At 62.6% G+C, this 25,751-nt stretch carries 23 protein-coding genes; 16 read left to right on the top strand and 7 right to left on the bottom strand.

The genetic code is table 11. The features are described from left to right. Positions 1 to 21 precede the first annotated feature (21 nt). A complete protein-coding gene (gene glmS, locus GV068_RS15220) occupies positions 22 to 1,851 on the bottom strand; it encodes a glutamine--fructose-6-phosphate transaminase (isomerizing) (protein ID WP_159699388.1) in 1,830 nt (609 codons plus the stop codon). A 160-nt stretch (positions 1,852 to 2,011) separates the two neighbouring features. Here glmS and GV068_RS15215 point away from each other — a divergent pair, with 160 nt between their 5' ends. Next, positions 2,012 to 2,482 (top strand): Lrp/AsnC family transcriptional regulator, encoded by a 471-nt coding sequence (locus GV068_RS15215; protein ID WP_159699385.1) that lies wholly within the window; start codon positions 2,012 to 2,014, stop codon positions 2,480 to 2,482. A gap of 113 nt (positions 2,483 to 2,595) precedes the next feature. Here GV068_RS15215 and glmU read toward each other — a convergent pair whose 3' ends face one another. Then, on the bottom strand, positions 2,596 to 3,972 hold the full coding sequence (gene glmU, locus GV068_RS15210; RefSeq protein WP_159699382.1) for a bifunctional UDP-N-acetylglucosamine diphosphorylase/glucosamine-1-phosphate N-acetyltransferase GlmU: 1,377 nt from the start codon (positions 3,970 to 3,972) through the stop codon (positions 2,596 to 2,598). 163 nt (positions 3,973 to 4,135) lie between these two features. Between glmU and GV068_RS15205 the strand changes: the two genes are divergently transcribed. The 5 genes from GV068_RS15205 to GV068_RS15185 all read left to right on the top strand — a co-directional run bounded on the left by GV068_RS15205 (position 4,136) and on the right by GV068_RS15185 (position 7,136). Next, positions 4,136 to 4,891, top strand: a complete 756-nt coding sequence (locus GV068_RS15205; protein WP_229464223.1) for a DUF6279 family lipoprotein — start codon at positions 4,136 to 4,138, stop codon at positions 4,889 to 4,891. A 42-nt stretch (positions 4,892 to 4,933) separates the two neighbouring features. Next, positions 4,934 to 5,575 carry a 16S rRNA (guanine(966)-N(2))-methyltransferase RsmD gene (gene rsmD / locus GV068_RS15200; protein ID WP_159699376.1) on the top strand — a complete coding sequence of 214 codons (642 nt, stop codon included), beginning with the start codon at positions 4,934 to 4,936 and terminating at the stop codon, positions 5,573 to 5,575. A gap of 110 nt (positions 5,576 to 5,685) precedes the next feature. Continuing rightward, the gene (coaD, locus tag GV068_RS15195; RefSeq protein ID WP_159699373.1) at positions 5,686 to 6,186 is read left to right on the top strand and encodes a pantetheine-phosphate adenylyltransferase; all 501 of its coding nucleotides are present in this window, start codon (positions 5,686 to 5,688) and stop codon (positions 6,184 to 6,186) included. A 22-nt stretch (positions 6,187 to 6,208) separates the two neighbouring features. Next, entirely contained in the window at positions 6,209 to 6,469 is a 261-nt protein-coding gene (locus GV068_RS15190) for a YfhL family 4Fe-4S dicluster ferredoxin (protein WP_159699370.1), read from the top strand. Positions 6,470 to 6,584: 115 nt separating this feature from the next. After that, positions 6,585 to 7,136 (top strand): DUF1003 domain-containing protein, encoded by a 552-nt coding sequence (locus GV068_RS15185; protein WP_159699367.1) that lies wholly within the window; start codon positions 6,585 to 6,587, stop codon positions 7,134 to 7,136. Positions 7,137 to 7,604: 468 nt separating this feature from the next. On the opposite strand, the gene GV068_RS15180 is transcribed toward GV068_RS15185, so the two are convergent. After that, positions 7,605 to 7,802, bottom strand: coding sequence for a hypothetical protein (locus tag GV068_RS15180; protein ID WP_159699364.1), 198 nt, complete (start codon positions 7,800 to 7,802; stop codon positions 7,605 to 7,607). Positions 7,803 to 7,944: 142 nt separating this feature from the next. On the opposite strand from GV068_RS15180, the gene GV068_RS15175 reads away from it, so the two are divergent. Beyond that, the gene (locus GV068_RS15175) at positions 7,945 to 8,901 is read left to right on the top strand and encodes a LysR family transcriptional regulator (protein ID WP_159699361.1); all 957 of its coding nucleotides are present in this window, start codon (positions 7,945 to 7,947) and stop codon (positions 8,899 to 8,901) included. 55 nt (positions 8,902 to 8,956) lie between these two features. On the opposite strand, the gene GV068_RS15170 is transcribed toward GV068_RS15175, so the two are convergent. Further along, positions 8,957 to 9,412 (bottom strand): Lrp/AsnC ligand binding domain-containing protein, encoded by a 456-nt coding sequence (locus GV068_RS15170; RefSeq protein WP_005664065.1) that lies wholly within the window; start codon positions 9,410 to 9,412, stop codon positions 8,957 to 8,959. Between the two features lie 216 nt (positions 9,413 to 9,628). On the opposite strand from GV068_RS15170, the gene putA reads away from it, so the two are divergent. Together putA and ald are read left to right on the top strand one after the other, a co-directional pair. Continuing rightward, positions 9,629 to 13,279 carry a trifunctional transcriptional regulator/proline dehydrogenase/L-glutamate gamma-semialdehyde dehydrogenase gene (gene putA / locus GV068_RS15165; protein ID WP_159699357.1) on the top strand — a complete coding sequence of 1,217 codons (3,651 nt, stop codon included), beginning with the start codon at positions 9,629 to 9,631 and terminating at the stop codon, positions 13,277 to 13,279. A gap of 109 nt (positions 13,280 to 13,388) precedes the next feature. Then, positions 13,389 to 14,504, top strand: coding sequence for an alanine dehydrogenase (gene ald, locus GV068_RS15160; RefSeq protein WP_159699354.1), 1,116 nt, complete (start codon positions 13,389 to 13,391; stop codon positions 14,502 to 14,504). On the opposite strand, the gene GV068_RS15155 is transcribed toward ald, so the two are convergent. Beyond that, complete coding sequence (locus GV068_RS15155) at positions 14,474 to 15,268, bottom strand: 5'-methylthioadenosine/adenosylhomocysteine nucleosidase (protein WP_159699351.1); 795 nt, start codon at positions 15,266 to 15,268, stop codon at positions 14,474 to 14,476. The genes ald and GV068_RS15155 overlap by 31 nt on opposite strands. 20 nt (positions 15,269 to 15,288) lie before the next feature. Continuing rightward, positions 15,289 to 15,732, bottom strand: coding sequence for an aminoglycoside 6'-N-acetyltransferase (aac(6'), locus tag GV068_RS15150; protein ID WP_159699348.1), 444 nt, complete (start codon positions 15,730 to 15,732; stop codon positions 15,289 to 15,291). A gap of 1,431 nt (positions 15,733 to 17,163) precedes the next feature. Between aac(6') and GV068_RS15145 the strand changes: the two genes are divergently transcribed. The 7 genes from GV068_RS15145 to GV068_RS15115 all read left to right on the top strand — a co-directional run bounded on the left by GV068_RS15145 (position 17,164) and on the right by GV068_RS15115 (position 24,516). Further along, positions 17,164 to 18,798, top strand: coding sequence for a GMC family oxidoreductase (locus GV068_RS15145; protein WP_159699345.1), 1,635 nt, complete (start codon positions 17,164 to 17,166; stop codon positions 18,796 to 18,798). A 161-nt stretch (positions 18,799 to 18,959) separates the two neighbouring features. Next, positions 18,960 to 19,733 (top strand): ABC transporter ATP-binding protein, encoded by a 774-nt coding sequence (locus GV068_RS15140; RefSeq protein ID WP_159699342.1) that lies wholly within the window; start codon positions 18,960 to 18,962, stop codon positions 19,731 to 19,733. Next, positions 19,730 to 20,437 (top strand): ABC transporter ATP-binding protein, encoded by a 708-nt coding sequence (locus GV068_RS15135; protein ID WP_159699339.1) that lies wholly within the window; start codon positions 19,730 to 19,732, stop codon positions 20,435 to 20,437. The genes GV068_RS15140 and GV068_RS15135 overlap by 4 nt, the downstream gene beginning before the upstream one ends. A 34-nt stretch (positions 20,438 to 20,471) precedes the next feature. Then, positions 20,472 to 21,674 carry an ABC transporter substrate-binding protein gene (locus tag GV068_RS15130; RefSeq protein WP_159699335.1) on the top strand — a complete coding sequence of 401 codons (1,203 nt, stop codon included), beginning with the start codon at positions 20,472 to 20,474 and terminating at the stop codon, positions 21,672 to 21,674. 147 nt (positions 21,675 to 21,821) lie between these two features. Next, positions 21,822 to 22,712, top strand: coding sequence for a branched-chain amino acid ABC transporter permease (locus GV068_RS15125; RefSeq protein WP_159699332.1), 891 nt, complete (start codon positions 21,822 to 21,824; stop codon positions 22,710 to 22,712). Then, complete coding sequence (locus GV068_RS15120; RefSeq protein ID WP_159699329.1) at positions 22,709 to 23,698, top strand: branched-chain amino acid ABC transporter permease; 990 nt, start codon at positions 22,709 to 22,711, stop codon at positions 23,696 to 23,698. Before GV068_RS15125 ends, GV068_RS15120 begins: the two co-directional genes overlap by 4 nt. Then, positions 23,695 to 24,516: an alpha/beta fold hydrolase gene (locus GV068_RS15115; RefSeq protein ID WP_159699326.1), complete on the top strand. Its 822-nt coding sequence runs from the start codon at positions 23,695 to 23,697 to the stop codon at positions 24,514 to 24,516. Before GV068_RS15120 ends, GV068_RS15115 begins: the two co-directional genes overlap by 4 nt. Here the strand turns inward: GV068_RS15115 and GV068_RS15110 are convergent. Next, positions 24,511 to 25,668: an iron-containing alcohol dehydrogenase gene (locus GV068_RS15110; protein WP_159699323.1), complete on the bottom strand. Its 1,158-nt coding sequence runs from the start codon at positions 25,666 to 25,668 to the stop codon at positions 24,511 to 24,513. The two genes, GV068_RS15115 and GV068_RS15110, sit on opposite strands and share 6 nt — an antisense overlap. Positions 25,669 to 25,751: the final 83 nt, after the last annotated feature.

Raw genomic sequence — 25,751 nt, 5'->3', positions numbered from 1 at the left:
TGAAAGTCGAGGCAGCGGCGCTTATTCCACCGTCACCGACTTCGCCAGGTTGCGCGGCTTGTCCACGTCGGTGCCGCGCGCCAGCGCGGTGTGGTAAGCGAGCAGCTGCAGTGCGGCCACGTGCAGGATCGGCGACAGGTCGCCGTAGTGCTCCGGCAGGCGGATCACGTGCAGGCCTTCGCCCGAGGTGATGCGCGAGTCGACGTCGGCGAACACATACAGTTGGCCACCACGGGCGCGCACTTCCTGCATGTTCGACTTCAGCTTTTCCAGCAGCGCATCGTTCGGGGCGATCGTGACCACCGGCATCTCTTCGGTCACCAGCGCCAGCGGGCCGTGCTTCAGCTCGCCTGCCGGGTAGGCTTCGGCGTGGATGTACGAGATTTCCTTGAGCTTCAGCGCGCCTTCCAGCGCGATCGGGTAATGCATGCCGCGACCCAGGAACAAGGCGTTTTCCTTACGTGCGAATTCTTCGGCCCAGGCGATGATCTGCGGCTCCAGCGCCAGCACCGAGGACAGCGCGACCGGCAGGTGGCGCATCATCTTCAGGTGCTCGGCTTCTTCCGCGTCGGTCAGGCGGCCATTTACTTGCGCCAGGGTCAGGGTCAGCAGGAACAGCGCGGCCAGCTGGGTGGTGAAGGCCTTGGTCGAGGCCACGCCGACTTCGACGCCGGCGCGGGTGATGTAGGCCAGCTTGCACTCGCGCACCATGGCGCTGGTGGAGACGTTGCAGATGGTCAGGGTGTGCGGCATACCGAGGCTGCGCGCGTGCTTGAGCGCGGCCAGGGTGTCGGCCGTCTCGCCGGACTGCGAAATGGTCACGACCAGGGTCTGCGGATGCGGCACGCTGTCGCGGTAGCGGTATTCGCTGGCGATCTCGACGTTGACCGGGACCTTGGCGATGCATTCGATCCAGTACTTCGCGGTCAGGCCGGCGTAGTAGCTGGTGCCGCAGGCCAGGATCAGCACGCGGTCGATTTCCTTAAACACGCCGTAGGCGCCGTCGCCGAACAGTTCCGGCATGATGCCCGTCACGCCCTCCAAGGTGTCGCCGATGACGCGCGGCTGCTCGAAGATTTCCTTCTGCATGTAGTGGCGATACGGGCCCAGCTCGGCCGCGCCGGTGTGGGCGTGCACGGTTTTCACTTCGCGCTCGACCGAACGGCCTTCGCTGTCGACGATCCAATAGCGCGCCAGCTGCAGGTCGACCACGTCGCCTTCTTCCAGGTAAATGATCTGGTTGGTGGTGCCGGCCAGCGCCATCGCGTCCGAAGCGACGAAGTTCTCGCTCTCGCCGACGCCGACGATCAGCGGCGAACCTTGGCGCGCGGCGACCACGCGGTGCGGTTCTTCGCGCGAGAACACGGCGATCGCATAGGCGCCGTGCAGGCGCTTGACGGCCTGCTGGACGGTGTCGAACAGGTCGCCGTTGTACATGTGGTCGACCAGGTGGGCGATGACTTCGGTGTCGGTCTGGCTGGTGAATTCGTAGCCGAGGCCCTTCAGTTCGCTGCGCAGCTCGTCGTGGTTCTCGATGATGCCGTTGTGGACAAGTGCGATGCGGGCATTGCTCTCGTTTGGCGAGAAGTGCGGGTGGGCATTGTGCGAAGCCGGGGCGCCGTGGGTGGCCCAGCGGGTGTGGGCGATGCCGGTGAAACCGTCGAGGTGGGCTTCGCGCACCTGGGTTTCCAGGTCGGCCACGCGCGAGGTGCTGCGCGAGCGGGTCAGCTTGCCGTCCAGGTGGACTGCCACGCCGCAGGAATCATAACCACGATACTCGAGGCGTTTCAGGCCCTCGATCAGGACTGGCGTGATGTTGCGCTTGGCGACTGCACCGACGATACCGCACATGTTTGACCTCGTTTAAAGATTTGCAATAAAACCTATCGTAGAGCAACTAGCCTGAAATAAGCTTTCAGAATTCAGCTTATTTTGATAGATTATTTCATCACGCAAAACGCATGAAATATTCTTTCAAAAGAAGTCGAATTTTTATCATTTATTTCAAACAATGTCAGAACAACTACCTCTCGACGAGCTCGATCGTCGCATCCTGAGTGCATTGCAGACTGATGCATCGCATACGAATGCCGAATTGGCTGAACTCGTCCACGTGTCGCCGCCCACTTGTTTGCGCCGGGTTAAACAGCTCACCGACAGCGGTGTCATCCAGCGCCAGGTCGCGATCGTCGATCCGGACAAGGTCGGCGCGCGCTTGACCGCCATCGTCGAGATCACGCTCGACGTGCAGGCCGCCGAACGCATGGAGGAGTTCGAACAGCTGGTGGCTCAGGAAGCAGCGGTGCTGCAGTGCTATCGCGTCACCCCGGGCCCGGACTTCGTGCTGATGGTGCAAGTGGCCGACATGCCCGCCTACCACGAACTGGCCCACCGCCTGTTCACCGCGCACGCCAACGTGCGCAACGTCAAAGCCTACTTCTCCACCCACCGCGCCAAGTTCGACACCCGCATCGCCGTATAGCGGCTTGTGGATAAGTTTGTGGATGAGCCCACGGAGAACCACAGGATAAGCATGTGATTACCCTGTGTTTTTCCTGTGTCTTTCCTGTTGTTAGCCTGTAGATTGCCAGTGGATTACTTCTTCGTTTTCACTGGGCGCGACCAGCCTTCGATGGTCATTTGCTTGGGCCGCGAGATGGTCAGCTTGCCTGCCGGGGCATCCTTGGTGAGGGTGGTGCCTGCGCCCAAGGTCGCACCCTTGCCCACGGTAACCGGCGCCACCAGCTGGCTGTCGCTGCCGATGAAGGCGTCGTCTTCGATCACGGTGCGGAACTTGTTGGCGCCGTCGTAGTTGCACGTAATGGTGCCGGCGCCAATGTTCACGCGCGAGCCGACGGTGGCGTCGCCCACGTAGGCCAGGTGATTGGCCTTGCTGTGTGCGGCAACCTGGCTGTTCTTGATCTCGACGAAGTTACCCACATGGACGTCCTCGCCCAGCTCGGTGCCCGGGCGCAGGCGCGCATACGGGCCAATCTGCGACTTGTCGCCAACCACCGCGTCTTCGATGTGGCAGAAGGGCTTGATCTGGACGCCGGCGCCGACCTTGGCGTTCACCAGCACGCAGTGCGGGCCGACCGTGACGCCGTCGGCCAACTCGACGCGGCCTTCGAACACGCAGCCGACGTCGATGACGACATCGCGGCCGCAAATCAGTTCACCGCGCACATCGATGCGCGCCGGATCCATCAGGGTCACGCCCTTTTCCAGCAGTGCATTGGCGATGTTCAGCTGGTGACGGCGCTCGAGCTCGGCCAGTTGGACCTTGCTGTTGACGCCGGCCACTTCCCATTCTGCGGAAGGCGAGGCCGACACCACCGGCACGCCGTCCGCGACGGCTTGCGCCACGATGTCGGTCAGGTAGTACTCGCCCTGGGCATTGTTGTTCGACAGCGCCGCCAGCCACTTCTTGAGATGGGCGGTCGGGATGCACATGATGCCGCTGTTGATCTCGCGGATCGCGCGCTCGGCCTCGCTCGCGTCCTTTTCCTCGACGATACGCACGATATTGCCGTTTTCGCGCACGATGCGGCCCAGGCCGAAGGGATTGGCCTGTTCCACGGTCAGGATCGCCAGCTTGTCGGTGCTGGCGGCCTCGACCAGGCGGCCGAGCGAGGCGCTGGTGGTCAGCGGCACATCGCCGTACAGCACCAGGGTCGGCACGCTTTCATCCAGCTCCGGCACGGCCTGCATCACCGCGTGCCCGGTACCGAGCTGCGGCTGCTGCAGCGCGGTGTCGATGGCGACGCCGGTTTCATTCGCCAGCTGGCCCACCATCTCGGGCACCGCTGCGCCCCCGTGTCCGTAAATCACGCATAATTTACTCGGCGATAAGCTGCGCGCTGTATCGATAACATGCCGCAACAGCGGTTTCCCCGCCAGCGGATGCAAGACTTTCGGCAGCGCGGATTGCATGCGTTTTCCCATGCCGGCGGCGAGGATCACAACGTTCATAAGCCGTCCTCAAAAAGTTGAAAATATGAAAAAGTTTAACACGCAAGAGTCCTTGTTCCAGCGCACTATTGCGCTGTGCGCGATCGCGCTGTTTGCATTGTTAACCGCTTGCAGCTCGGTGCGTTTCACTTACAACCAGGGGGATACCTTACTGTATTGGTGGTTGGATTCCTACGCCGATCTGGAAGGCGACCAGGCCGACATCGCCAAGCGCGACATCGATAACCTGTTCAAATGGCACCGCCAGACCCAGTTGCGCGACTACGCGGCCCTGCTCGGCAACATGCAGCGCCAGCTCGCCGGTAACCCGACCCAGGCTGACCTGATCAATCTCTACAAGGAAATCCGCGTCCGCGGCGAGCGCCTGGCCGGCCATGCCGTGCCCGAGATGACCACCCTTGCACTGTCCATCAAACCGGACCAGATCGCCGACATCGAGCGCAAGTTCATCTCGAAAAACGCTGAATATCGCAAGAAATTTATCGAAGGTAGCACCGAGAAGCGCCAGCGCGCCCGCTTCAAGAAGGCCATGGACCAACTCGAGCTCTGGTTCGGCAACTTCAGCAGCGAACAGGAAGATGTCCTGCGCAAGAGCATGGACGCCCGTCCACTCGACAACGAGATCTGGCTGGAAGAACGCGTCTGGCGCCAGCGCCGCATCCTGAGCCTGCTGCGCAAGTTCCAGCAGGAGAAGCCGAACCGCGAGCAGGCCGCCGCCCAGATCACGGCGATGCAGCGCGAACTCTTCGCCCGCATGGAGTCTCCCGAGCGCAAGGCTTTCTACGACACAAGCGTTGACCAGACCACCAAGTTCATCCTGACCGCGATCCGCATTGCCACGCCGGCGCAGAAGAAGCATGCGCAGGACCGCATGCAGGGCTGGATCAACGACTTCAACGCATTGGCGGCAGGGAAGTAGCCTCGAGATGGGCGGCATGATGCACATGCTATAGTGCCGCCCATGCAAAAGAAGTCCTCCAAACCCCCATCCCACGGGGCTCCGCGCCTGGCGCCGCGCCAGGTCCGCATCATCGGCGGCGCCTGGAAACGCGCCCTGTTGCCCGTCCTCGACGCCGAGGGCCTGCGTCCTACTCCCGACCGCGTGCGCGAAACGGTGTTCAACTGGATCCGCCACCAGCTGGGCGGCGATTTCGATGGCGCCAGCTTCCTCGACCTGTTCGCCGGCTCCGGCGCTCTCGGCTTCGAAGCGGCCAGCCGCGGCGCGGCCTCGGTCACGATGGTGGACAACCATGGCGCGGCCGCACGCCAGCTGGAAGCCAACCGCGACAAGCTGAAAGCCGACAACGTCAAGGTGCTGCGCGCCGACGCGCTGACCCTGGTGAAAGACCTGGCCGCACGCGGTCAACGTTTCGACGTGATCTTCCTCGATCCGCCTTACCAGCTGGGCCTGCTCAGCCAGATCCTGCCGCTGTGCCCGGCCATCCTGAACGAAGACGGCCTGGTTTATGCCGAAACCGGTGAGCCGCTACCGCTGGAAGGGGAGGAACTGCCCGACTGGCTGGCCGGCTGGGAAGCAATTCGCGAAGATAAAGCCGGCATGGTTTATTACTACCTGCTGAAATTGCACAAGCACGACGCCTGAGCATTAGAAACTGCACAAGGATTGGGCAAAAGCCGCCCCTTGCTGGGGCGGCTGCCGGATTTTCAGGCATAATGCGCGTTCTGACAGGGTGATTCTCCAAGGGAGCCGCAATGGTTGTAGCCGTATATCCAGGTACTTTCGATCCGCTCACGCGGGGGCACGAAGACTTAGTGCGCCGTGCATCGGGCCTGTTCGACCGCCTGGTGGTTGGCGTGGCCGACAGCAAGAACAAGCGACCCTTCTTTTCGCTCGACGAGCGCCTGGAAATCGCCAACGAAGTGCTCGGCCATTATCCGAACGTGCAGGTGGAGAGTTTTTCCGGCCTGCTCAAGGATTTCGTGCGCCAGCACGATGCGCGGGTGATCGTGCGCGGCCTGCGCGCGGTGTCCGACTTCGAGTACGAATTCCAGATGGCGGGCATGAACCGCTACCTGCTTCCCGATGTCGAAACCCTGTTCCTGACCCCGTCCGACCAGTACCAGTTCATCTCGGGCACCATCGTGCGCGAGATCGCGATGCTGGGCGGCGACGTGTCGAAATTCGTCTTCCCGTCGGTCGACCGCTGGCTGCAAAAGAAGATCGCGGCGATGAAAGCGGCCACCGCGCCCTGAGTAGCAAGGAACGAGTCATACCATGGCACTGATGATTACCGACGATTGCATCAACTGCGACGTCTGCGAACCCGAATGCCCGAACGACGCCATCTCCATGGGCGCCGAGTTCTACCAGATCGACCCGGGCAAGTGCACCGAATGCGTCGGCCATTTCGAACAGCCGACCTGCGCCGAGCTGTGCCCGGTCGCGTGCATTCCCATCAACCCCGAATGGCGCGAAACGCGCGAACAGCTGCAGGCGAAGTACGAACGCCTCACTGCCGAAAAGGCAGACGCCTGATCCCCAAAGCCGGCTTCCATGCCGGCTTTTTCTTTTCCTACTCTTCGCGTCAGCCTTCCCAGCTTGTGTGCGCGCTCGCGCATAAGGCCCGTATGGACGGTGCTATCCTGATTTCATGGATACGCCAGACGACAGCAAGGCGGAGCTTCCTACCGCCTTCCAGGAACACCTCGGCTCGGTGGCCGACTTCTATGCGCGCCATAACCGCGATCTGTCCCCGGCGCAGAAGGCGGTCGAGAAAATCAGCTATTTCCTCGGCAGCCCAAGCTATGTCGTGGGCAACCTGGTGTTCGTCGTCCTTTGGATCGCCTGGAACCTGGCGGCGCCGGAACTCGGCTTCGACCAGTGGGACGAGCCGCCTTTCTTCTGGCTGCAGGGGCTGATCGCCCTGAACGCCTTCGTGATCTCCACCACCGTCCTGATTCGCCAGAATCGCATGTCGACCCTGGCCAGCCAGCACTCTCATCTCGACCTCCAGGTCAATCTGCTGGCGGAGGAGAAGAACAGCAAGATCATCCGGATGCTGGAAGAGCTCCGGCGCGACTTGCCGAATGTCCGGAACAGGGCCGACCCGGAAGCCGAAGAATTGTCCAAACCGACCGATACCGAAACTGTCCTGTCCATCATCGAGAACACCGCGGAGCAGCTTAACTGCGAGCGGAAATAATTCACTGCGCATGGTCCGGAACCGCCGCCGATGGCGGAGCAGGGGCCTGCTTACCCTCTTATTGACCAGTAATCGCGACACGCAATCGCTAGAACGTGAAATGTGTATAACCTGAGATATCTGTTGAGCATATTCCGTCTTCTTATACTCAATTTCGCTCAACAAGCCGATTGCCGAGCAGTTTAGGAAAGCATATGCTGATTGCATAGATGTGTTGCAATCATGCGCGCTTCCGCTGCGAATATGTGCCTTAACTCTGCCATATCGGCGTCTACTTGCCCATTCTTTACGGCGAACTCAAATCCGCCTTGTTAACTCTTCGTGAACTTTGTTAAATCGTGAGGGCGAGAAAAGCCCGGTGACGAAGAGTCACCATGAAGCAAGTCCATATGGTTGATCAGCGAGAGAAGGGACGAAAAAAAACGCGGCGTCCGGATCGGAGGCCGCGTTCAACGGAGGAAGAAGAAATCAGGCGCGCTTGGCCAGGTGTGCCTTCGGCGGGCGCGGGCGCACGGTCAGCAGCGCGGCGCGACCGAGTCCGACCAGCAACGGGCGGAAGAACATGGCGACACCGCCCAGCAGCGCGACGCCGGTGGCGGTGCGGAGGACCTGGCCGACCGGAACGGCTGCAACGGTGGTCTGGATAAGGGCGAGCGATGCGGACATGATGTTGGTAAATGTTCAGTTATCCACAATATAGTGCGATGCAACATATAAATCTAATTTTGTTCACTGATGACGCTTATGCATTTCATGAATACTTGAGGTACACTGGGCATACCTACCGTATTGCCATCAATAAGTTCCTATGAGCTTTCTGACGCTTGACCTGAACCTGCTGCGCGTCTTCGACGCAGTGATGACCGAGCAAAACCTCACCCGCGCCGCGGGCCACCTTGCGATGACCCAACCGGCGGTTTCCAATGCCATCAAACGGCTGCGCGAAAGCCTCGGGGACGAACTCCTGATCCGCACCGCCTACGGTGTGAAGCCGACGCCGCGCGCCGAAGCCCTGTGGCCGGCCGTGCGCCAGGCCCTGGCCGCGCTGGAAGCGGCCGTGATGCCGGAAACCTTCGACGTCTCCAAGGCGCAGGCGACCTTCCGGATGGCGATGGCCGATGCCACCGCCGCCCTGTGGCTGCCTTCGCTGATGCGCTCGATCGAACGCGAGGCGCCGGGTGTCAACATCCGCATGGTGCCGCTGACGACGCGCGAGCCGCGGCCGATGCTGCTGCGCGGCGACATCGACCTGGCGGTCGGCTTCTTCCCGGGCGTCGCGGCCCAGCTGTCCTACGAGACCGGCTCGCCGATCCGCCACGAGCGCCTGTACTCGGGCGTCTATGTCTGTGTGATGCGCAAGGACCACCCGCTGGCCAAGGAAAAACTCGACCTCGACACCTACTGCAAGGCGAATCACCTCCTGGTGAGCTTCTCCGGCCGTGCGCATGGCCTGGTCGACGAAGCGCTGGCCCAGATCGGACGCGAGCGCCGCATCCTGCTGACGGTGAACCAGTTCTTCACTGCCGGGCGCGTGGTGGCGAATTCGGACCTGATCACCGTGCTGCCGAAGCACTTAATGGTATCGACCGGCATGACCGATGCGCTGGTGTGGCGCGAGCTGCCCTTCCAGCTGCCGGCCGTGCACCTGGACATGCTCTGGCACGAACGCGACGGCCGCAGCCCGGCGCACCGCTGGCTGCGCAATAACCTGGAAGGTATGGCGGAAAGCGCGTCGCCGAAAACCGGCGCGCGCAAAGTCGTCTGACTGGTTTAAGTAGGGTGGGCAGGTCTCCTGCCCACGCGTTCAACCAGAAAACGCTTTACCTGATCGGCAGCTTGGTGGTGTTCTTGACCTCTTCCATCACCGCATACGTGTGCGTCTCGCGCACACCTTTCTGCAGCAGGGTCTTGCCGAGGAATTCGCGGTAGGCAGCCATGTCCTTCACGCGCGCCTTGACCAGGTAGTCGAAGCCGCCCGCCACCATGTGGCACTCGAGCACTTCCGGAATCATCTGGACGCTCTGTTTGAATGCATCGAAGACTTCGGGAGTGGTACGATCGAGCACCACTTCGATGAACACCAGCAGCGACACGTCGAGCAACTGGGGGTTGAGCTGGGCCGTATAGCCCATGATGTAGCCGGATTCGTGCAGCTTGCGCACGCGCTCCAGGCAGGCCGCGGGGGAGAGGTTGACCCTGGCTGCCAGCTCGACGTTGCTGATTCGTCCGTCGTTCTGCAGTTCTGCCAGAATTTTCTTACTGATCTTGTCGAGCATGGTCCGTCTCCCGCCATGTAAATATTATTCGGTAAGATTGTCTCACCAAAAACTATCTTTTGCTAGTCTGTCTTAAAAACAGAATTAATCCAGAAGATTTCCTTCTACAATCGAATCATTCCATTGTGTTCCGGAGCACGCCGGCCGCCTGTAAGCGGTGCGGCGTTTTTGCTGTGTGGAGCACCGTGTCCGATTTCCATTTTAGAAAAAGTTACCATGCAGATTGCAGCATCGGCTACCGCCCCGGCCCCCTACGTTCCCTTCGAGGCGCTCCAGCTTGAAGTCAAGCGCGACCAGACTCCCCTGCGCGAAGCCATCACCAATGCCTACCGCCGCGACGAGACCGAAGCGGTGCAATGGCTGCTGGCGCAGGGCGCCAGCGCCAATGGCGACGCTTACATGCTGGCGCACCGCCTGGTCTCGAGCGTGCGCGAAAAGCGCACCCGTTCCTCGGGCGTGGACGCGCTGATGCACGAGTTCTCGCTGTCGTCGGAAGAAGGCGTGGCGCTGATGTGCCTGGCCGAAGCGCTGCTGCGCATCCCGGACAGCGAAACCGCCGACCGTCTCATCGCCGACAAGATCAGCAAGGGCGACTGGAAAAAGCACCTGGGCGAATCGCCCTCGCTGTTCGTCAACGCGGCGACCTGGGGCCTGCTCATCACCGGCAAGCTGGTCTCGACCAACAGCGAAAAGGGGCTGGGCTCGGCCCTCACGCGCCTGATCGCCAAGGGCGGCGAACCCCTGATCCGCAAGGGCGTCGACATGGCGATGCGCATGCTGGGCAACCAGTTCGTCACCGGCCAGACCATCGATGAAGCGCTCAAGAATAGCCGCGACAACGAGACCCGCGGCTACCGCTACTCATACGACATGCTGGGCGAAGCCGCGCTGACCGAGCTCGATGCAAAGAACTACTACGCGTCGTATGAAGCCGCGATCCATGCGATCGGCAAGGCCTCGAACGGTCGCGGCATCAAGGACGGCCCGGGCATCTCGATCAAGCTGTCGGCCCTGCATCCGCGCTACAGCCGCGCCCAGTACACCCGCGTGATGGGCGAACTGCTGCCGCGCGTGCGCAGCCTGGTCCTGCTGGCCAAGCAGTACAACATCGGCATCAACATCGACGCGGAAGAAGCGGACCGCCTCGAGATCTCGCTCGACATGCTGGAGTCGCTGGCCTTCGATCCTGAACTGGCCGGCTTCGAAGGCATCGGCCTGGTGGTGCAGGCTTACCAGAAGCGCTGCCCCTTCGTGATCGACTTCGTGGTCGACCTGGCGAAACGCAGCGGCCGCAAGTTCATGGTGCGCCTGGTGAAGGGCGCCTATTGGGACGCTGAAATCAAGCGCGCCCAGGTCGAAGGCATGCCGGGCTATCCGGTCTACACCCGCAAGGTCTACACCGACGTGTCCTACCTCACCTGCGCGCGCAAGCTGCTGGCTGCGAGCGACATCATCTACCCGCAGTTCGCGACCCACAATGCGCATTCGCTGTCGGTGATCTACACCTGGGCCAAGGCGGACGGCATCAGCAACTACGAATTCCAGTGCCTGCATGGCATGGGCGAGACCCTGTACGACCAGGTGGTCGGCCCGAACAAGCTGGGCAAGGCCTGCCGCATCTATGCGCCGGTCGGTTCGCACGAAACCCTGCTGGCCTACCTGGTGCGCCGCCTGCTGGAAAACGGCGCCAACTCCTCGTTCGTGAACCAGATCGTGGACGAGAACGTCGCGATCGACACCCTGCTGGCCGATCCTTTCGAGCAGGCGCGCGCCGCCGGCGGCAAACCGCATCCCGCGATCGCCCTGCCGCTGCAGATGTTCGGCGCCGAGCGCAAGAATTCGGCGGGCCTCGACCTGGTCAACGAGAACATGCTGACCACGACCGCGGAAGGCCTGGCCAAGCAGCGCCAGCACAGCGCGGCGCCGCTGATTGCGGGCCCGGTGGAAGGCAGCCAGCCGGCAAACATCGTCAATCCGGCGATGTCGAGCGACGTCGTCGGCCAGGTGGTCGAGGCTTCGCGCACCGACGTCGAGACCGCGCTGGCCGCGGCCACCGCCTTTGCCGGCGAATGGGAAAGCACGGGCATCGAAACCCGCGCCGCCATCCTCGAGCGCACCGCCGACCTGTTCGAACAGAACGGCACCGAACTGATGGCGCTGGCCGTGCGCGAAGCCGGCAAGTCGCTGCCGAACGCGATCGCCGAACTGCGCGAAGCGGTCGACTTCCTGCGCTACTACGCGGTGCAGGTACGTGAATCGAAAGCGGATGGCGCACTCGGTCCCGTGACCTGCATCAGCCCATGGAACTTCCCGCTGGCGATCTTCACGGGCCAGGTCGCCGCCGCCCTGGTGGCCGGCAACGTGGTGCTGGCCAAGCCGGCCGAGCAGACCCCCTTGATCGCGCACCGCGCCGTCGAGCTGTTCATCGAAGCGGGCACCCCGCGTGCAGCGCTGCAGCTGCTGCCTGGCCGCGGCGAAGTGGTGGGCGCTGCACTGACTTCGGATGCGCGCGTGAAGGGTGTGATCTTCACCGGCTCCACCGAAGTGGCGCAGCTGATCAACCGTACGCTCGCTGCGCGCGCCGAAAAAGAAGGCATCGACATTCCGCTGGTGGCGGAAACCGGCGGCCAGAACGCCTTGATCGTCGATTCCTCGGCGCTGCCGGAACAGGTGGTGCAGGACGTGCTGTCATCGGCCTTCGACTCGGCCGGCCAGCGCTGCTCGGCGCTGCGCGTGCTGTTCCTGCAGGAAGACGTCGCCGACAAGACCATCAAGATGCTCAAGGGCGCGATGCAGGAACTGCGCGTCGGCGCCCCGGACCGCCTGGCCACCGACATCGGCCCGGTGATCGATGCCGAGGCCCAGCGCAACCTGCTGGCCCACATCGAGCGCATGCGCGCCACCGCGCGCAGCCACTTCGCGCTCGAGCTGCCGGAGAGCGTGAACGCGAACGGCACCTTCGTGCCGCCGACCGTGCTGGAAATCGGCTCGCTGGCGGAACTCAAGCATGAAGTCTTCGGCCCGGTGCTGCACATCGTGCGCTACCGCCGCGCCGACCTGCCGAAGGTGATCGACACCATCAACGCCACCGGCTACGGCCTGACGCTGGGCGTGCATTCGCGCATCGACGAGACCATCGACTTCATCGTCTCGCGCGCGCATGTGGGCAACATCTACGTCAACCGCAACATCGTCGGCGCGGTCGTGGGCGTGCAGCCGTTCGGCGGTGAAGGCAAGTCCGGCACCGGCCCGAAGGCGGGCGGTCCGCTCTACCTGAAGCGCCTGCAGCGCAATGCCACGCCGCTGATGGAACACAGCCGCGTGTTCGACGCCGGCCTCGATGCGCTGCTTGGCTGGCTGCGCTCCAACAGCCCTGCGGAACTCGCCCCTCTGGCCCAAGGCTACGGCCGCACCGCGCTGACCAATGTCGAGATTGCGCTGCCGGGTCCGACCGGGGAGCGCAACACGCTGGCCTTCACCAAACGCGGCACCGTGCTGTGCGCACCGAAGACGGCCAATGGCCTGCTCAACCAACTGGCAGCGGCGCTGGCTACCGGCAACCGCGCCCTGGTGCTGGCGGCGCCCGAGCTGATTCCGGCCAACCTGCCGGCGCTGGTGAAAGAGCGCGTGCGTTTCATCGCCGACGACGAACTCGATGCGGACGAGTTCCAGATCGCGCTGCTGGAAGCGGGTCTTGGCGGTTCGCTGCGCGCGAAACTCGCGGCGCGTACGGGGCCCATCGTCGGCATTGTCGACACCACGGCCTTGGCGCCGGTGGCGCTGTGGCGCCTGGTGGCCGAACGGGCCGTCTGCGTCAACACGACGGCGGCTGGCGGCAACGCAAGCCTCATGACGCTGGGAGTGTAATCATCACGGGGGAACGCAAGTTCCCCTTTTTTTCGACCGTCTTCAGTGCAGTAGGAGTACCGTAGGAGCCGTAGCAGGAGTCACATTCTTATAAAACTTGGAGGTAGACATGCTTGTTGGCGTACCAAAGGAGATCAAGAATCACGAGTACCGTGTCGGGCTCACCCCGCCCTCGGTACGCGAGTTGACGTCGCGCGGACACGAAGTGATCGTGCAGCAGGGCGCCGGCGAGCAGATCGGGCTGTCGGACGAGCAGTACGTGGCGGCCGGCGCCAGCATCGTGGGCACGGCGAAGGAGATCTTCAGCCGCGCCGACATGATCGTGAAGGTCAAGGAGCCGCAGCCGGTCGAATGCGCAATGCTGCGCGAAGGGCAGGTGCTCTACACCTACCTGCACCTGGCGCCGGATCCGGAACAGACCGCGGCGCTGGTGAAATCCGGTGCGGTCTGCATCGCCTACGAAACCATCACCGGCCCGGGCGGCGGTTTGCCGCTCCTGGCGCCGATGAGCGAAGTGGCAGGACGCATGTCGATCCAGGCCGGCGCGGCGCACCTGGAAAAGTCCAAGGGCGGCATGGGCCTGCTGCTGGGCGGCGTGCCGGGTGTGGCGCCGGGACACGTGGTGATCATCGGCGCCGGCGTGGTCGGCACCAATGCGCTGCAGATGGCCGTCGGCGCGGGCGCGCGCGTGACTGTGCTCGACAAGAACGTCGACCGCCTGCGCCAGCTCGATCTCGTGTTCGGCAACCGTATTTCGACGCTCTACTCCAACGCGCATGCGATCGAGGAAGCGGTGCTGGATGCCGATCTGGTGATCGGCGGGGTGCTGGTGCCGGGCGCCGCGGCGCCCAAGCTGGTCACCCGCGACATGATCTCGCGCATGAAGAAGGGCGCGGTGGTGGTGGACGTGGCGATCGATCAGGGCGGCTGCTTCGAGACCTCGCATGCGACCACCCATGCCGACCCGACCTTCGTGGTCGACGGCGTGATCCACTACTGCGTCGCGAACATGCCGGGCGCGGTGGCGCGCACTTCCACCTTCGCGCTGAATAACGCCACCATCGGCCACGCCGTGGCGCTGGCCACCAAGGGCTGGCGCCAGGCGCTGTCGGATGACGCCCACCTGCGCAATGGCCTGAACGTCTGCCAGGGCAAGGTCACCTACGAGGCGGTGGCGAAGGACCTGAACTACGACTACGTACCAGCCGAATCGCTCCTTGGCTGAAACGGCGCGTCTTTCAGATCCCGGCACAGGCGCCGGGTGATGTGGAAGGCATACTGCGCGGCCACCGATTTCACGAATCGCATGAAATCGGTGGCCGCGTTTTCATTGGCGTTGTCGGACACGGTGCGAATCACGGCGCAGGGCACGCCGAGCTCATAGCACACCTGCGCCACCGCGGCGCCTTCCATTTCCACCGCCACCAGGCCGGGAAGAGCGGCGTTCAAGGCGTTCAAATGTTCGCGGTCGTTCATGAACTGGTCGCCGCTCGCCACCAGGCCGCGGTGCACGCGCGGCTGCGCCAGGCGGAATTCCTGCCGTTCTCCCTCATTGATGGCATCCAGGAAGTCCAGCTCGAGGAAGTCATGGGCCGCGCGCGACAGGCGCAGCGAGAGCTGCTGGTCGGGCTGGAAGTGCGTCAGGCCCGTCAGCGGCACCTCGAAGCGCGGAAACAGCGGGCTCGCATCCATGTCGTGCTGGACCAGGCTTTCTGCGACCACGATATCGCCGACCTGAACCGTTTTATCCCCTGCACCGGCCACGCCGGTAAACAGGATGTGGGTAACTCCGAACTTTTCCACAAGCGTGGTGGCTGTCATGGCAGCCGCAACCTTGCCAATTCGCGATAGGACGCACACAGCGTCGATTTCCCACAGTGTTCCTGCCCAGTACTCACGCATGCCATGGATGAGCCTGGCGGGCCCTTCCATGGCCTCCACGAGCCCCAGCTGTTCTTCGTACAGCGCGCTGATGATCCCCAGTCGCATGTTTTCCCTGTTTTTTGTTGTCAAAGTAGCTTGCGGAAGTAGACCACGCGCTCAGTTTCTTCGAATCCGAGGGCCTGGTGCATGGCATGGCTGGCCGTATTGTCGAGCAATGCATCGGATGCCATCTCGGTGCAGCCTTGTTCTCTGACCCATTGTTCGGCAGTTTTGACGAGCAGGGCGGCAATGCCCTGATGCCTGGAAGCCGGATCGACGTACAAGCCTTCCAGGAAGCCGACAGGCGAGGACTCGGTGCCGTTCACGTAATCGCTGCGCAGCGCGACTTCGACCAGTCCCTGGGGCTCTCCAGTGCTTGAGAAGGCAATGAACTGTGCATAACGGCCGGGTTGTTCACACAGCTCCTGCATTTCGGTCAGGTGTTCAGCGGGATCTTCAGGCCACAAGGCCATGCGCAGCTGCAGCCAGCCGGCTTGTTCAGTACTTGTACAGGGTTTGATCGAGCTCATTCGTGAGTTTTTTCGTACGGATGAGTGTTCATTTTGCTTGTCTTACCAGCGAGAGGCCAGAGAAACCGCGTTTTTTGGCCTGTTTCCGGCTTTCCAGTGCTGCGAAGCTTCCACGGTATTAGTTAACTAAGACGTATATATAAATCTGATAGTAGATAGTAAACGTGAGCTCTTCTGTTGATAAGTCGCGTTTACTCCACAGCATCAATGACTTGCAGTCGCGTTTACCGGCTGCACAAACCTTGTGTGGAGCTTGCACGAAACTTGGACAGATTTCAGTAAGCCTAGGAATTGCCGTGTTCTGCACATCCGATCCTGTGGATATACCTCGGCTTTTCCACAGCCGAGCTGTCAAGAAATGCTGAAAAGGCAGTTTTGCAGGTAGTTCAGCCAGCTGCCGGGAGTGAAAGGCAGCTTCCAGGTGATGTGATAGCGACCGGTTCTGGATGCGGTGATCCGTTTTGTCGACGTTCCGGGTTGGCAGTGAAGGCAGCTTCGACGCGTTGTTGGTTTTGTTGTTGTAGTAAACAAGTTTGTATACAAACTGGTAGTAATAGTAAACGCACATCCTTCTGTGGATAAGAGCAATTTTCTCCACAAGCTCAATGGTTACGCTTGCGTTAAGGCGCTGTACAAGACTTGTGTTTGAACTGGAGGAAACTTGGACAGATTTTGGGCTTACCAGCTTAAGGAGCTGTTCTGCACATTCGATCCTGTGGATATCCCAGAGGTTTTCCACAGCTGACCAAGCTTCCAGATGTGCTGACGCGTGTGCAGCCCGAACGCGCAGTGCGATCAGCCAGCAGGGATTCGATGACCGAAGTGCTCGCCAAGATGCGATGACGAGGCAGCGAAGTCGTGGTCGACAGTTTTGGAGAAGCTTGCCGGCCAGGATGTTCGCACGTTGGAACTGGCAGCGAAGCAGCGACGTGGAGCTTGCAAGTGCTCGTATGGCGATCCTCCGCAGGCTTGTCGGTTTGCTGCGACGACGGTCAAAAAAAATTTCAGAAAAGATCTGCAGGGTTTACAAACAAAGTTTGTATACAAGGATAGTAGTAGTGGTTAACGGTGCACCTCGTCTGTGGACAAAGCGGTTAACGCCCGAGAAATCATCAACTTACTGTTCGGATAAAGCGGTGCACCACTGGCGCGTGGAGGAGACGGAAAAACTGGACAACATTTTGACTACCCGAAAACACCCCCGGTTCTGCACAAATCAGACCTGTGGATATCAAGAGGGTTATCCACAGATGGGCTCTAGACTTCCGTTTACGATCTGGTAAGCTTGCCTCAACGAATGACAAACGGAGGCCTTGTGGATCTCGACGCGCTGTCCCGTAAGCCCATGCCAGGTGAGCCGGAGGACGGCGGCTTGCCTCCGTGTGCCGGCTTTGATTGCGGCGGTGTTGGCGTCGTTCGGGAACGCTAGCCTTGGAATCGGCAGGCGAGTATGACTACATCATCGTTGGCGGCGGCACGTCGGGCTGCGTACTGGCGAACCGGCTGACGCGTCATCCGGACATCGAGGTCTTGCTGATCGAGGCGGGCGGTCGCGACGACTACATGTGGATCCATATCCCGGTCGGCTACCTGCATTGCATCGGCAATCCGCGCACGGACTGGCTGTTCCGTACCGAGGCTGAGCCAAGCCTGAACGGGCGGGCGCTGATCTACCCGCGGGGCAAGGTGCTGGGCGGTAGCTCGTCGATCAACGGCATGATCTACATGCGTGGCCAGCCGGCGGATTACGAGCGTTGGGCCGAGGTTTCGGGAGACGATTCCTGGCGCTGGGAGCAGGTGCTGCCGCTCTTCAAACGTAGCGAAGACCATTACCTGGGCGCGAGCGAACTGCACGGCGCCGGCGGCGAGTGGCGCGTGGAACAGCAGCGCCTGTCGTGGAAGATCCTGGATGCCTTCCGCGAAGCCGCGGCCGAGACCGGTATTCCGAAGATCGACGATTTGAATGCCGGCCTGGGAGAAGGCTCTGCCTATTTCGAGGTCAACCAGCGGCGCGGCATCCGCCTGAATACGGCGAAAGCCTTCCTGAAGCCGGCGGCGAAACGTCCCAACCTGACGATCATGACTGGTTGCCACGTCGAGTGTCTGCTGTTTGAGGACACGCCGCAGGGGAAAGTTTGCACCGGTGTCCAGTTCAGCGGCGGCGGCCGGATGTACAGCGCGATTGCGCAGCGCGAAACCCTGCTGGCGGCGGGGGCGGTGGGTTCGCCCCAGATCCTGCAGCTGTCCGGCATTGGGGCTGCGGAAGAACTGCAGCGCCACGGCATCGAGCCCGTGGCGGAGGTGCCGGGCATCGGCGCCAACCTGCAGGACCACCTGCAGCTGCGCATGATTTTCAGGGTAGAGGGCGTGCCGACCCTGAACACGCGCGCCACCAACTGGTTCGGCAAAACCCTGATCGGGCTCGAATACGCCCTGTTCCAGAGCGGTCCGATGTCGATGGCGCCGTCCCAGCTGGGCGCCTTCGCCCGTTCTTCGCCGGACTTGCCGTCTCCGAACCTGCAATACCACGTGCAGCCGGTGTCGCTGGACAAGTTCGGCGACCCCCTGCACCGCTTCCCGGCCTTCACGGCCAGCGTGTGCAACCTGCAGCCGACCTCGCGCGGGCATGTACGCATCGCGTCGAGCGACAGCTATGCGCCGCCGAAGATCACGCCGAACTACCTGAGCACCGACGCGGACCGCAAGACAGCCGCCGCGGCGCTGGCTCTGACGCGCCGCATCGTGGCCGCGCCAGCCCTGGCGAAGTACCGTCCGGAAGAGTTCATGCCGGGCCCGCAGTACCAGACCGAGGAAGAACTTGCCCAGGCGGCGGGGCTGGTCGGCACCACGATTTTTCATCCGGTCGGCACTTGCCGCATGGGACGCAGCGATGATCCGCTGGCGGTCGTCGACAGCCGACTACGCGTGCGCGGCATCGGGAAACTGCGCGTGGTGGACGCCTCGATCATGCCCTTCATCACCTCGGGCAATACGAATTCGCCGACCATCATGATTGCCGAGAAGGCGGCGAAGGACATCCTCGCGCAGCACCAGGCGCAAGCTTAGCGCCCCGGCGTGCAAAAACGCACAAGCGGCTTGCGCCGATGTGGCGCATCCACAGCGCGCACGCCAGCTCGGCCGTATTGTGAGGCTCAGGGCTTGTATGTATCATCGGGCAAGCAGTCCTTGCAGTTCTGTCACTCACAGCAGCACATGTTGGAGAGCCAATGGCGGATGTCATCCTGGAGACGAGAAAGCTCACCAAGGAATTCAAGGGATTCACGGCAGTCAGCGAGGTCAGCCTCCAGGTCGAACGCGGCCATATCCATGCCCTGATCGGTCCCAACGGCGCCGGCAAGACCACCTGCTTCAACCTGCTCACCAAGTTCCTGGCGCCGAGCTCCGGCCAGATCCTCTTTAACGGCCGCGACATCACCGCCGCCAGGCCGGCCCAGATCGCCCGCATGGGCATCATCCGCTCCTTCCAGATTTCGGCCGTCTTTCCGCACATGACGGTGCTCGAGAACGTGCGCATCGGACTGCAGCGCCAGCTCGGCACCAGCTTCCAGTTCTGGCGCAGCAGCCGTTCCCTGGCGCAGCTGGACGAACGCGCACTGTCCCTGCTGGCCGAGGTGGGCCTGGACGGCTTTGCCGGCAGCATGACGGCCGACCTGCCCTACGGCCGCAAGCGCGCGCTGGAGATCGCCACCACGCTGGCGATGGAACCGGAATTGATGCTGCTGGACGAGCCGACCCAAGGCATGGGCCACGAAGATGTCCACAGGGTGACCGAGCTCATCAAGAAGGTGTCGGCCGGACGCACCATCCTGATGGTCGAGCACAACATGAACGTGGTCGCCGGCATCTGCGACCGCATCTCGGTCCTGCAGCGCGGCGCGGTGCTGGCTGAAGGCAGCTATGCCGAGGTGTCGCGCAATCCGCAGGTGATGGAAGCGTACATGGGCACCAGCAGCGGCACGCTCGCGGGAGCACACCCATGACCCTTGCGCTCGAGATCAAGGACCTGCACGCCTGGTATGGCGAATCGCACATCCTGCACGGCATCAGCCTGGACGTGGCGCCGGGCGAAGTCGTGACCCTGCTCGGCCGCAATGGCGCCGGGAGGACCACGCTGCTGCGCGCCATCATGGGCCTGACGGGCCGGCGCAGCGGTTCCATCCAGGTCAATGGCATCGAATCGATCGGCCTGCCGACGCACCGGATTGCGCACCTCGGCATCGGCTACTGCCCGGAAGAACGCGGCATTTTTTCCTCGCTGTCGGCAGAGGAAAACCTGCTGCTGCCGCCGCAACTGAAGGGGGCAGGGAAGGGATTGAGCCTCGACGAGATCTACGCGATGTTCCCCAACCTCTACGAGCGCCGCCACAGCCAGGGCACGCGCCTGTCCGGCGGCGAGCAGCAGATGCTGGCTGTCGCCCGCATCCTGCGCACCGGCGCGCGCCTGCTGCTGCTGGACGAGATTTCCGAAGGCCTGGCGCCGGTCATCGTGCAGAGCCTGGCGCGCACCATCATGAGCTTGAAAGCCAGGGGCTACACCATCGTCATGGTCGAACAGAACTTCCGCTTCGCCGCGCCGCTGGCGGACCGCTTCTACGTGGTCGAGCACGGCCAGGTGGTGGAAACCATCGCGGCCCGCGAACTGGACAGCAGGATGCCGGTCCTCACCGAGCTGCTCGGCGTTTGAGCAGATACATAACCGCCAACACAACGGAGACAACATGAAACGTACAGCGATCGCCCTTTCCCTGGCCGCCAGTCTCGGCCTGTCCATGCCGGCCCAGGCCCAGATCTCGGGCGACGTGATCAAGATCGGCTTCATCACCGACCTGTCCGGCGTCTATTCCGACGTCGACGGCAATGGCGGGGCAGAAGCGATCCGCATGGCGATCGCCGACATGGGCGGCGCCATCAACGGCAAGAAGATCCAGCTGGTCGTGGCCGACCACCAGAACAAGCCGGACATTGCCGCCTCCAAGGCGCGCGAATGGTTCGACCAGCAGGGCGTCGATCTGCTGATCGGCGGCACCAATTCCGGCGCCAGCCTGGCCATGGCCAAGGTTGCCGCGGAAAAGAAAAAGGTCTTCATCGCGATCGGCTCCGGCACCGCGCAACTGACCAACGAACAGTGCACGCCCTACACCGTGCACTACGCCTACGACACCGTGGCGCTGGCGCGCGGCACCGGCGCTACCATGCTCAAGCAGGGCGGCAAGTCCTGGTACTTCCTGACCGCCGATTATGCCTTCGGCCAGTCGCTCGAGAAGGACACGGCGGACGTCGTCAAGGCGGGCAGCGGCACGGTGCTGGGCAGCGTCAAGCATCCGCTGTCGGCCTCGGATTTCTCGTCCTTCCTGCTGCAGGCGCAATCGTCCAAGGCGCAAGTGCTGGGCATGGCCAACGCTGGCGGCGACCTGATCAATGCGGTGAAGGCGGCCAACGAATTCGGCCTGACCAAGAAGATGAAGGTGGCCGGGCTGCTGGTGTTCATCAACGACGTGCACACGCTGGGCCTGAACACGACCCAGGGCATGTACCTGACCGACGGCTGGTACTGGGACCGCACGCCGGAAAGCCGCGCCTGGGCCAAGCGCTATTTTGCCAAAATGAAGAAGCAACCATCGATGGTACAGGCGGGCGACTACTCGGCAGCGATGCAGTTCTTGAACGCCGTCAAGGCGACGGGCACCGACAATGCCGACAAGGTGATGGCGCACCTGAAAGCCACCCCGATCAACGACATGTTCGCCAAGAATGGTGTCATCCGTCCGGACGGCCGCATGGTCCACGACATGTACCTGATGCAGGTGAAAACGCCGAAGGAATCGAAGGGCGCCTGGGATTACTACAAGGTCGTGGCTACCATCCCGGGCGACCAAGCCTATACGAAGCAGTCCGAAACCAAGTGCGCGCTGTGGAAGTAGGCGTCATCGCTAGCTTTTATCCACAGCTAGCCCGTCATCTCGGCGAAGGCCGGGATCCAAGTTTGTCGCGCAGACGATGTGCATGCAGAAATTGGGTTCCGGCCTTCGCCGGAACGACGTGCTTAGGCAGCGGGAGTGACGGATAACATGGACATCTTCGGCATCCCCCACCAAGCCCTGCTGAGCCAGCTCCTGCTCGGCCTGGTCAACGGCTCCTTCTACGCCATGCTCTCCCTGGGCCTGGCCGTCATCTTCGGCCTGCTCAACGTCATCAACTTCTCGCACGGCGCCCTCTACATGATTGGCGCCTTTGCCGCCTACATTGGCGTCACCAGCTTCGGCCTGAACTACTGGATGATGCTCCTGCTGGCGCCCCTGCTGGTCGGCCTGTTCGGCATCCTGGTCGAGCGCTCGATGCTGCGCTGGCTGTACAAGCTCGACCACCTCTATGGCCTGCTGCTCACCTTCGGCATCACACTGCTGCTGGAAGGGGTATTCCGGTCCTTCTTTGGCGTCTCCGGCCAGACCCTGGACGTGCCCGAACAGCTGGCGGGGGCCACCGACCTCGGTTTCATGGTCTTGCCGAACTACCGCGCCTGGGTAGTCGCCGCCTCGCTCGTCGTCTGCCTGTCGACCTGGTTCGTGATCGAGAAGACCCGCCTGGGCGCCTACCTGCGCGCCGGTACCGAGAACCCGAGGCTGGTCGAGGCCTTCGGCATCAACGTGCCGCTGATGGTCACACTTACTTATGGCTTCGGCGTGGCGCTGGCAGGCCTGGCGGGGGTGCTGGCGGCGCCTGTCATTAACGTCACGCCGCTGATGGGCTCGAACCTGATCATTGTCGTGTTCGCGGTGGTCGTGATCGGCGGCATGGGCTCGATCCTCGGTTCCATCCTCACCGGCCTGTGCCTGGGCGTGATCGAAGGCCTGACCCGGGTGTTCTATCCGGAAGGCTCTGAAGTGGTCGTGTTCGTCATGATGGTGATCGTCCTGCTGCTGCGTCCGGCCGGGCTGTTTGGCAAGGAGATGCGCGCATGAACAAGAAAACGGCTTATCTGGCGGCGCTGCTGCTGTTCCTTGCGGCGCCCTTCTTTGCCTATCCGGTGTTCCTGATGAAGCTGCTGTGCTTCGCCCTGTTCGCCTGCGCCTTCAATCTCCTGATCGGTTTTACCGGCCTGCTCTCCTTTGGCCATGCCGCTTTTTTCGGCAGCGCCGGTTATGTGACCGGGCACTTGCTGGCGGTGGTGGGGCTGCCGACCGAGCTCGGCATCGTATTGGGCGTGGCCGCCTCCAGCCTGCTGGGGCTGCTTATCGGCATGCTGGCGATTCGCCGCCAAGGCATCTACTTCGCCATGATCACGCTGGCAGTGGCCCAGATGGTCTATTTCGCGGCCCTGCGCGCGCCTTTCACCCATGGTGAGGATGGCCTGCAGGGCGTGCCGCGCGGACGCCTGGCGGGCCTGCTGGACCTGTCCAATGACCTTGTCATGTACTACGTGGTGCTGGCGATCGCGGTCGCTGGTTTCGCACTGATTGTCCGCACCGTCCATTCGCCCTTCGGCCAGGTGCTCAAGGCGATCAAGGAAAACGAGCCGCGAGCCATTTCTCTGGGTTATGACGTGGACCGCTACAAGCTGCTCGCCTTTGTCCTGTCCGCCGCCCTGGCAGGGCTCGCAGGAGCCACCAAAACGGTCGTGCTGGGCTTCGAGACGCTGACCGACGTCCACTGGACCATGTCGGGCCTGGTAGTCCTGATGACCCTGGTAGGGGGCCTGGGAACGATGGCCGGACCGATCCTCGGCGCCTTCCTCATCATCGCGCTGGAAAACAAGCTGGGCGACTTCGGCACGATGTTGGCGGAGCAGCTCGAGATCCCCTGGTTTGCCAGCCTGGGCGAGTCGGTCGGCATGGTCACGGGGCTGATCTTTATTGTCTGCGTTCTGTTGTTCCGCCGTGGTATCGTGGGGGAAATGGGTGCGCTGCTCGAGCGGGGCAGCCGCACGGCGCAAGCGGAGCGAACATGAATCTGGAATCCCATTACGTCGACGTACATGGCCTGCGCAAGTTCTACGTTACGGCGGGAAGTGGCCCGGCCGTGATCCTGATGCACGGCTTCCCGGATACCCATGAGATCTGGCGCAACCAGATTCCGGTGCTGGCGGCCAATGGCTTCCGGGTCATCGCCCCCGACATGCGCGGCTATGGCCGTACTGATGCGCCGGCCGGCACCGGCGCCTATGCCATCGAATTCTTGTGCGCGGACATCCTAGGCTTGATGGACCAGCTCGGCCTGGCGACGGCCTCGATCGTCGGACACGACTGGGGCGGGCTGGTTGGCTGGCAGCTGTGCATGAATGCGCCGCAGCGCTTCGAGCGCTTTGTGGCGCTATCGACCGGCCATCCGGCGGCGATTGCCAATGCCGGCGTCAGCCAGCAGATGCGCTTCTGGTACATCCTCGGTTTCCTGATGCCGGTCGTGGCCGAACACGCGATTCGCGCCAACGACTGGTTCTTCCTGCGCCAGATGACACGCCGTCCCGAACAACTGGCGATCTGGCGCGCAGCGCTGGAGCCTGAAGGGCGCCTGACCGCTGCGCTGAACTACTACCGCGCCAACCTCAAGCTGGGCCGACCGCATCACTGGCGCCCGGTCGAAGTGCCGGTGATGGGCGTCTGGAGCGACCGCGATCCGGCGTTGGGCGAAAAGCAGATGCTCGATTCGCTGCACCACTGCCGCGCCGGTTTCCGCTATGAGAAGCTGAGCGGGGCGGGGCACTGGATGCAATTGTCCGCCACGGACCGCCTTAACGCCCTGCTGCTGGACTTCCTTCGCGCCTCATAAAGCGGCAGCGTAGATCGCCCGTGCGTCCGCGCGGGTGAGTTCGCGCGGGTTGTTGCCGAGCAGCCGGGTCTGAAGCATGGCGTCATCCGCGAGTCGATCCAGGTCGGCCTCGCCAATACCCACCTGCTGCAAGGTCGTTTCGATCCCCGTCATCTTGCCTATTTGTTGCATCGCAACAATGAGCGCTTCCGCCCGTACTTCTTCACTGCCACTCGCATGCGGCACCACGACTCCTGCCAATTCCGCATACAGGTCGGCTGCCTGCGGCAGGTTGAAACGCAGGACGTGCGGCAGGACCAGCGAGTTCGATAGGCCATGCGGCACATGGAAAATGCCGCCGATCGGATACGCCAGCGCGTGCACGGCGGCGACCGGCGCATTCGAAAATGCTTGGCCGGCGAGACAGGCGCCGAGCAGCATGGCCTGCCGCACTTCTAAGTTATCACCCTGCTCGCAGGCGCGGATCAGGTTGCGCGAGAGCAGCCTCAGGGCTTCGCGCGCCAGTGCGTCGGACAGTGGATTCTTCTTGTGCTTGCTCGTGTAGGCTTCGATGGCGTGGACCATGGCGTCGATGCCGGTGGCCGCTGTGACCATCGGTGGCAGGCCGAGCGTCAGGGCCGCGTCGAGCACCGCCAGGTCCGCGTACAGCCGGGGCGCCACGACGCCGGTCTTGGTGGTGGCGCCGGTCGTGACGATGGCGATGTTGGTCACCTCGGAACCGGTCCCGGCCGTCGTCGGAACCTGTACCAGCGGCAGGCGCTTGCCGCTTACCTTGCCGATGCCATAGATGTCGCCGATGGCCTGGCGCGAGTCCGCCAGCACGGCGACCAGCTTGGCCACGTCCATCGAGCTGCCTCCACCGAAGCCAATGACGAGGTCGGCTTCATGGCGGCGCGCCGCGTCGACCGCTTCCAGGACCACCGCTTCCGGCGGGTCGGCGACTACGCCGGAAAACACCGCTGCCGCCATATCTTCCTGTTCCAGGCTGAGCCGCGGAAGGTCGAGCAGGCCGGTGCGCAGGAAGCCGGCATCGGTCACGATAAAGGGGCGGTGCGTTCCTGGGAAACGTTCGGCGATGAGTGCACCGAGGTGCTTGGTAATGCCAGGCTCGGACAGTATATGGGCGACGGTGCTGAAAGCGAAGGCGGTCATGGTGTCTCCGTAGGTGTTGTCAATCCAAGCTTACCCTATCCCTTGCGATGCTTGGGGCAACAGTTCGCCGAGGGGCTGCCGTA

This window comes from Massilia sp. 9I (assembly GCF_902506415.1).
Classification (GTDB): Bacteria; Pseudomonadota; Gammaproteobacteria; order Burkholderiales; family Burkholderiaceae_D; genus Telluria.
The sequence above is the reverse complement of the archived record's forward strand: the minus strand, read 5'-3'. Positions and strand labels throughout refer to the sequence as shown.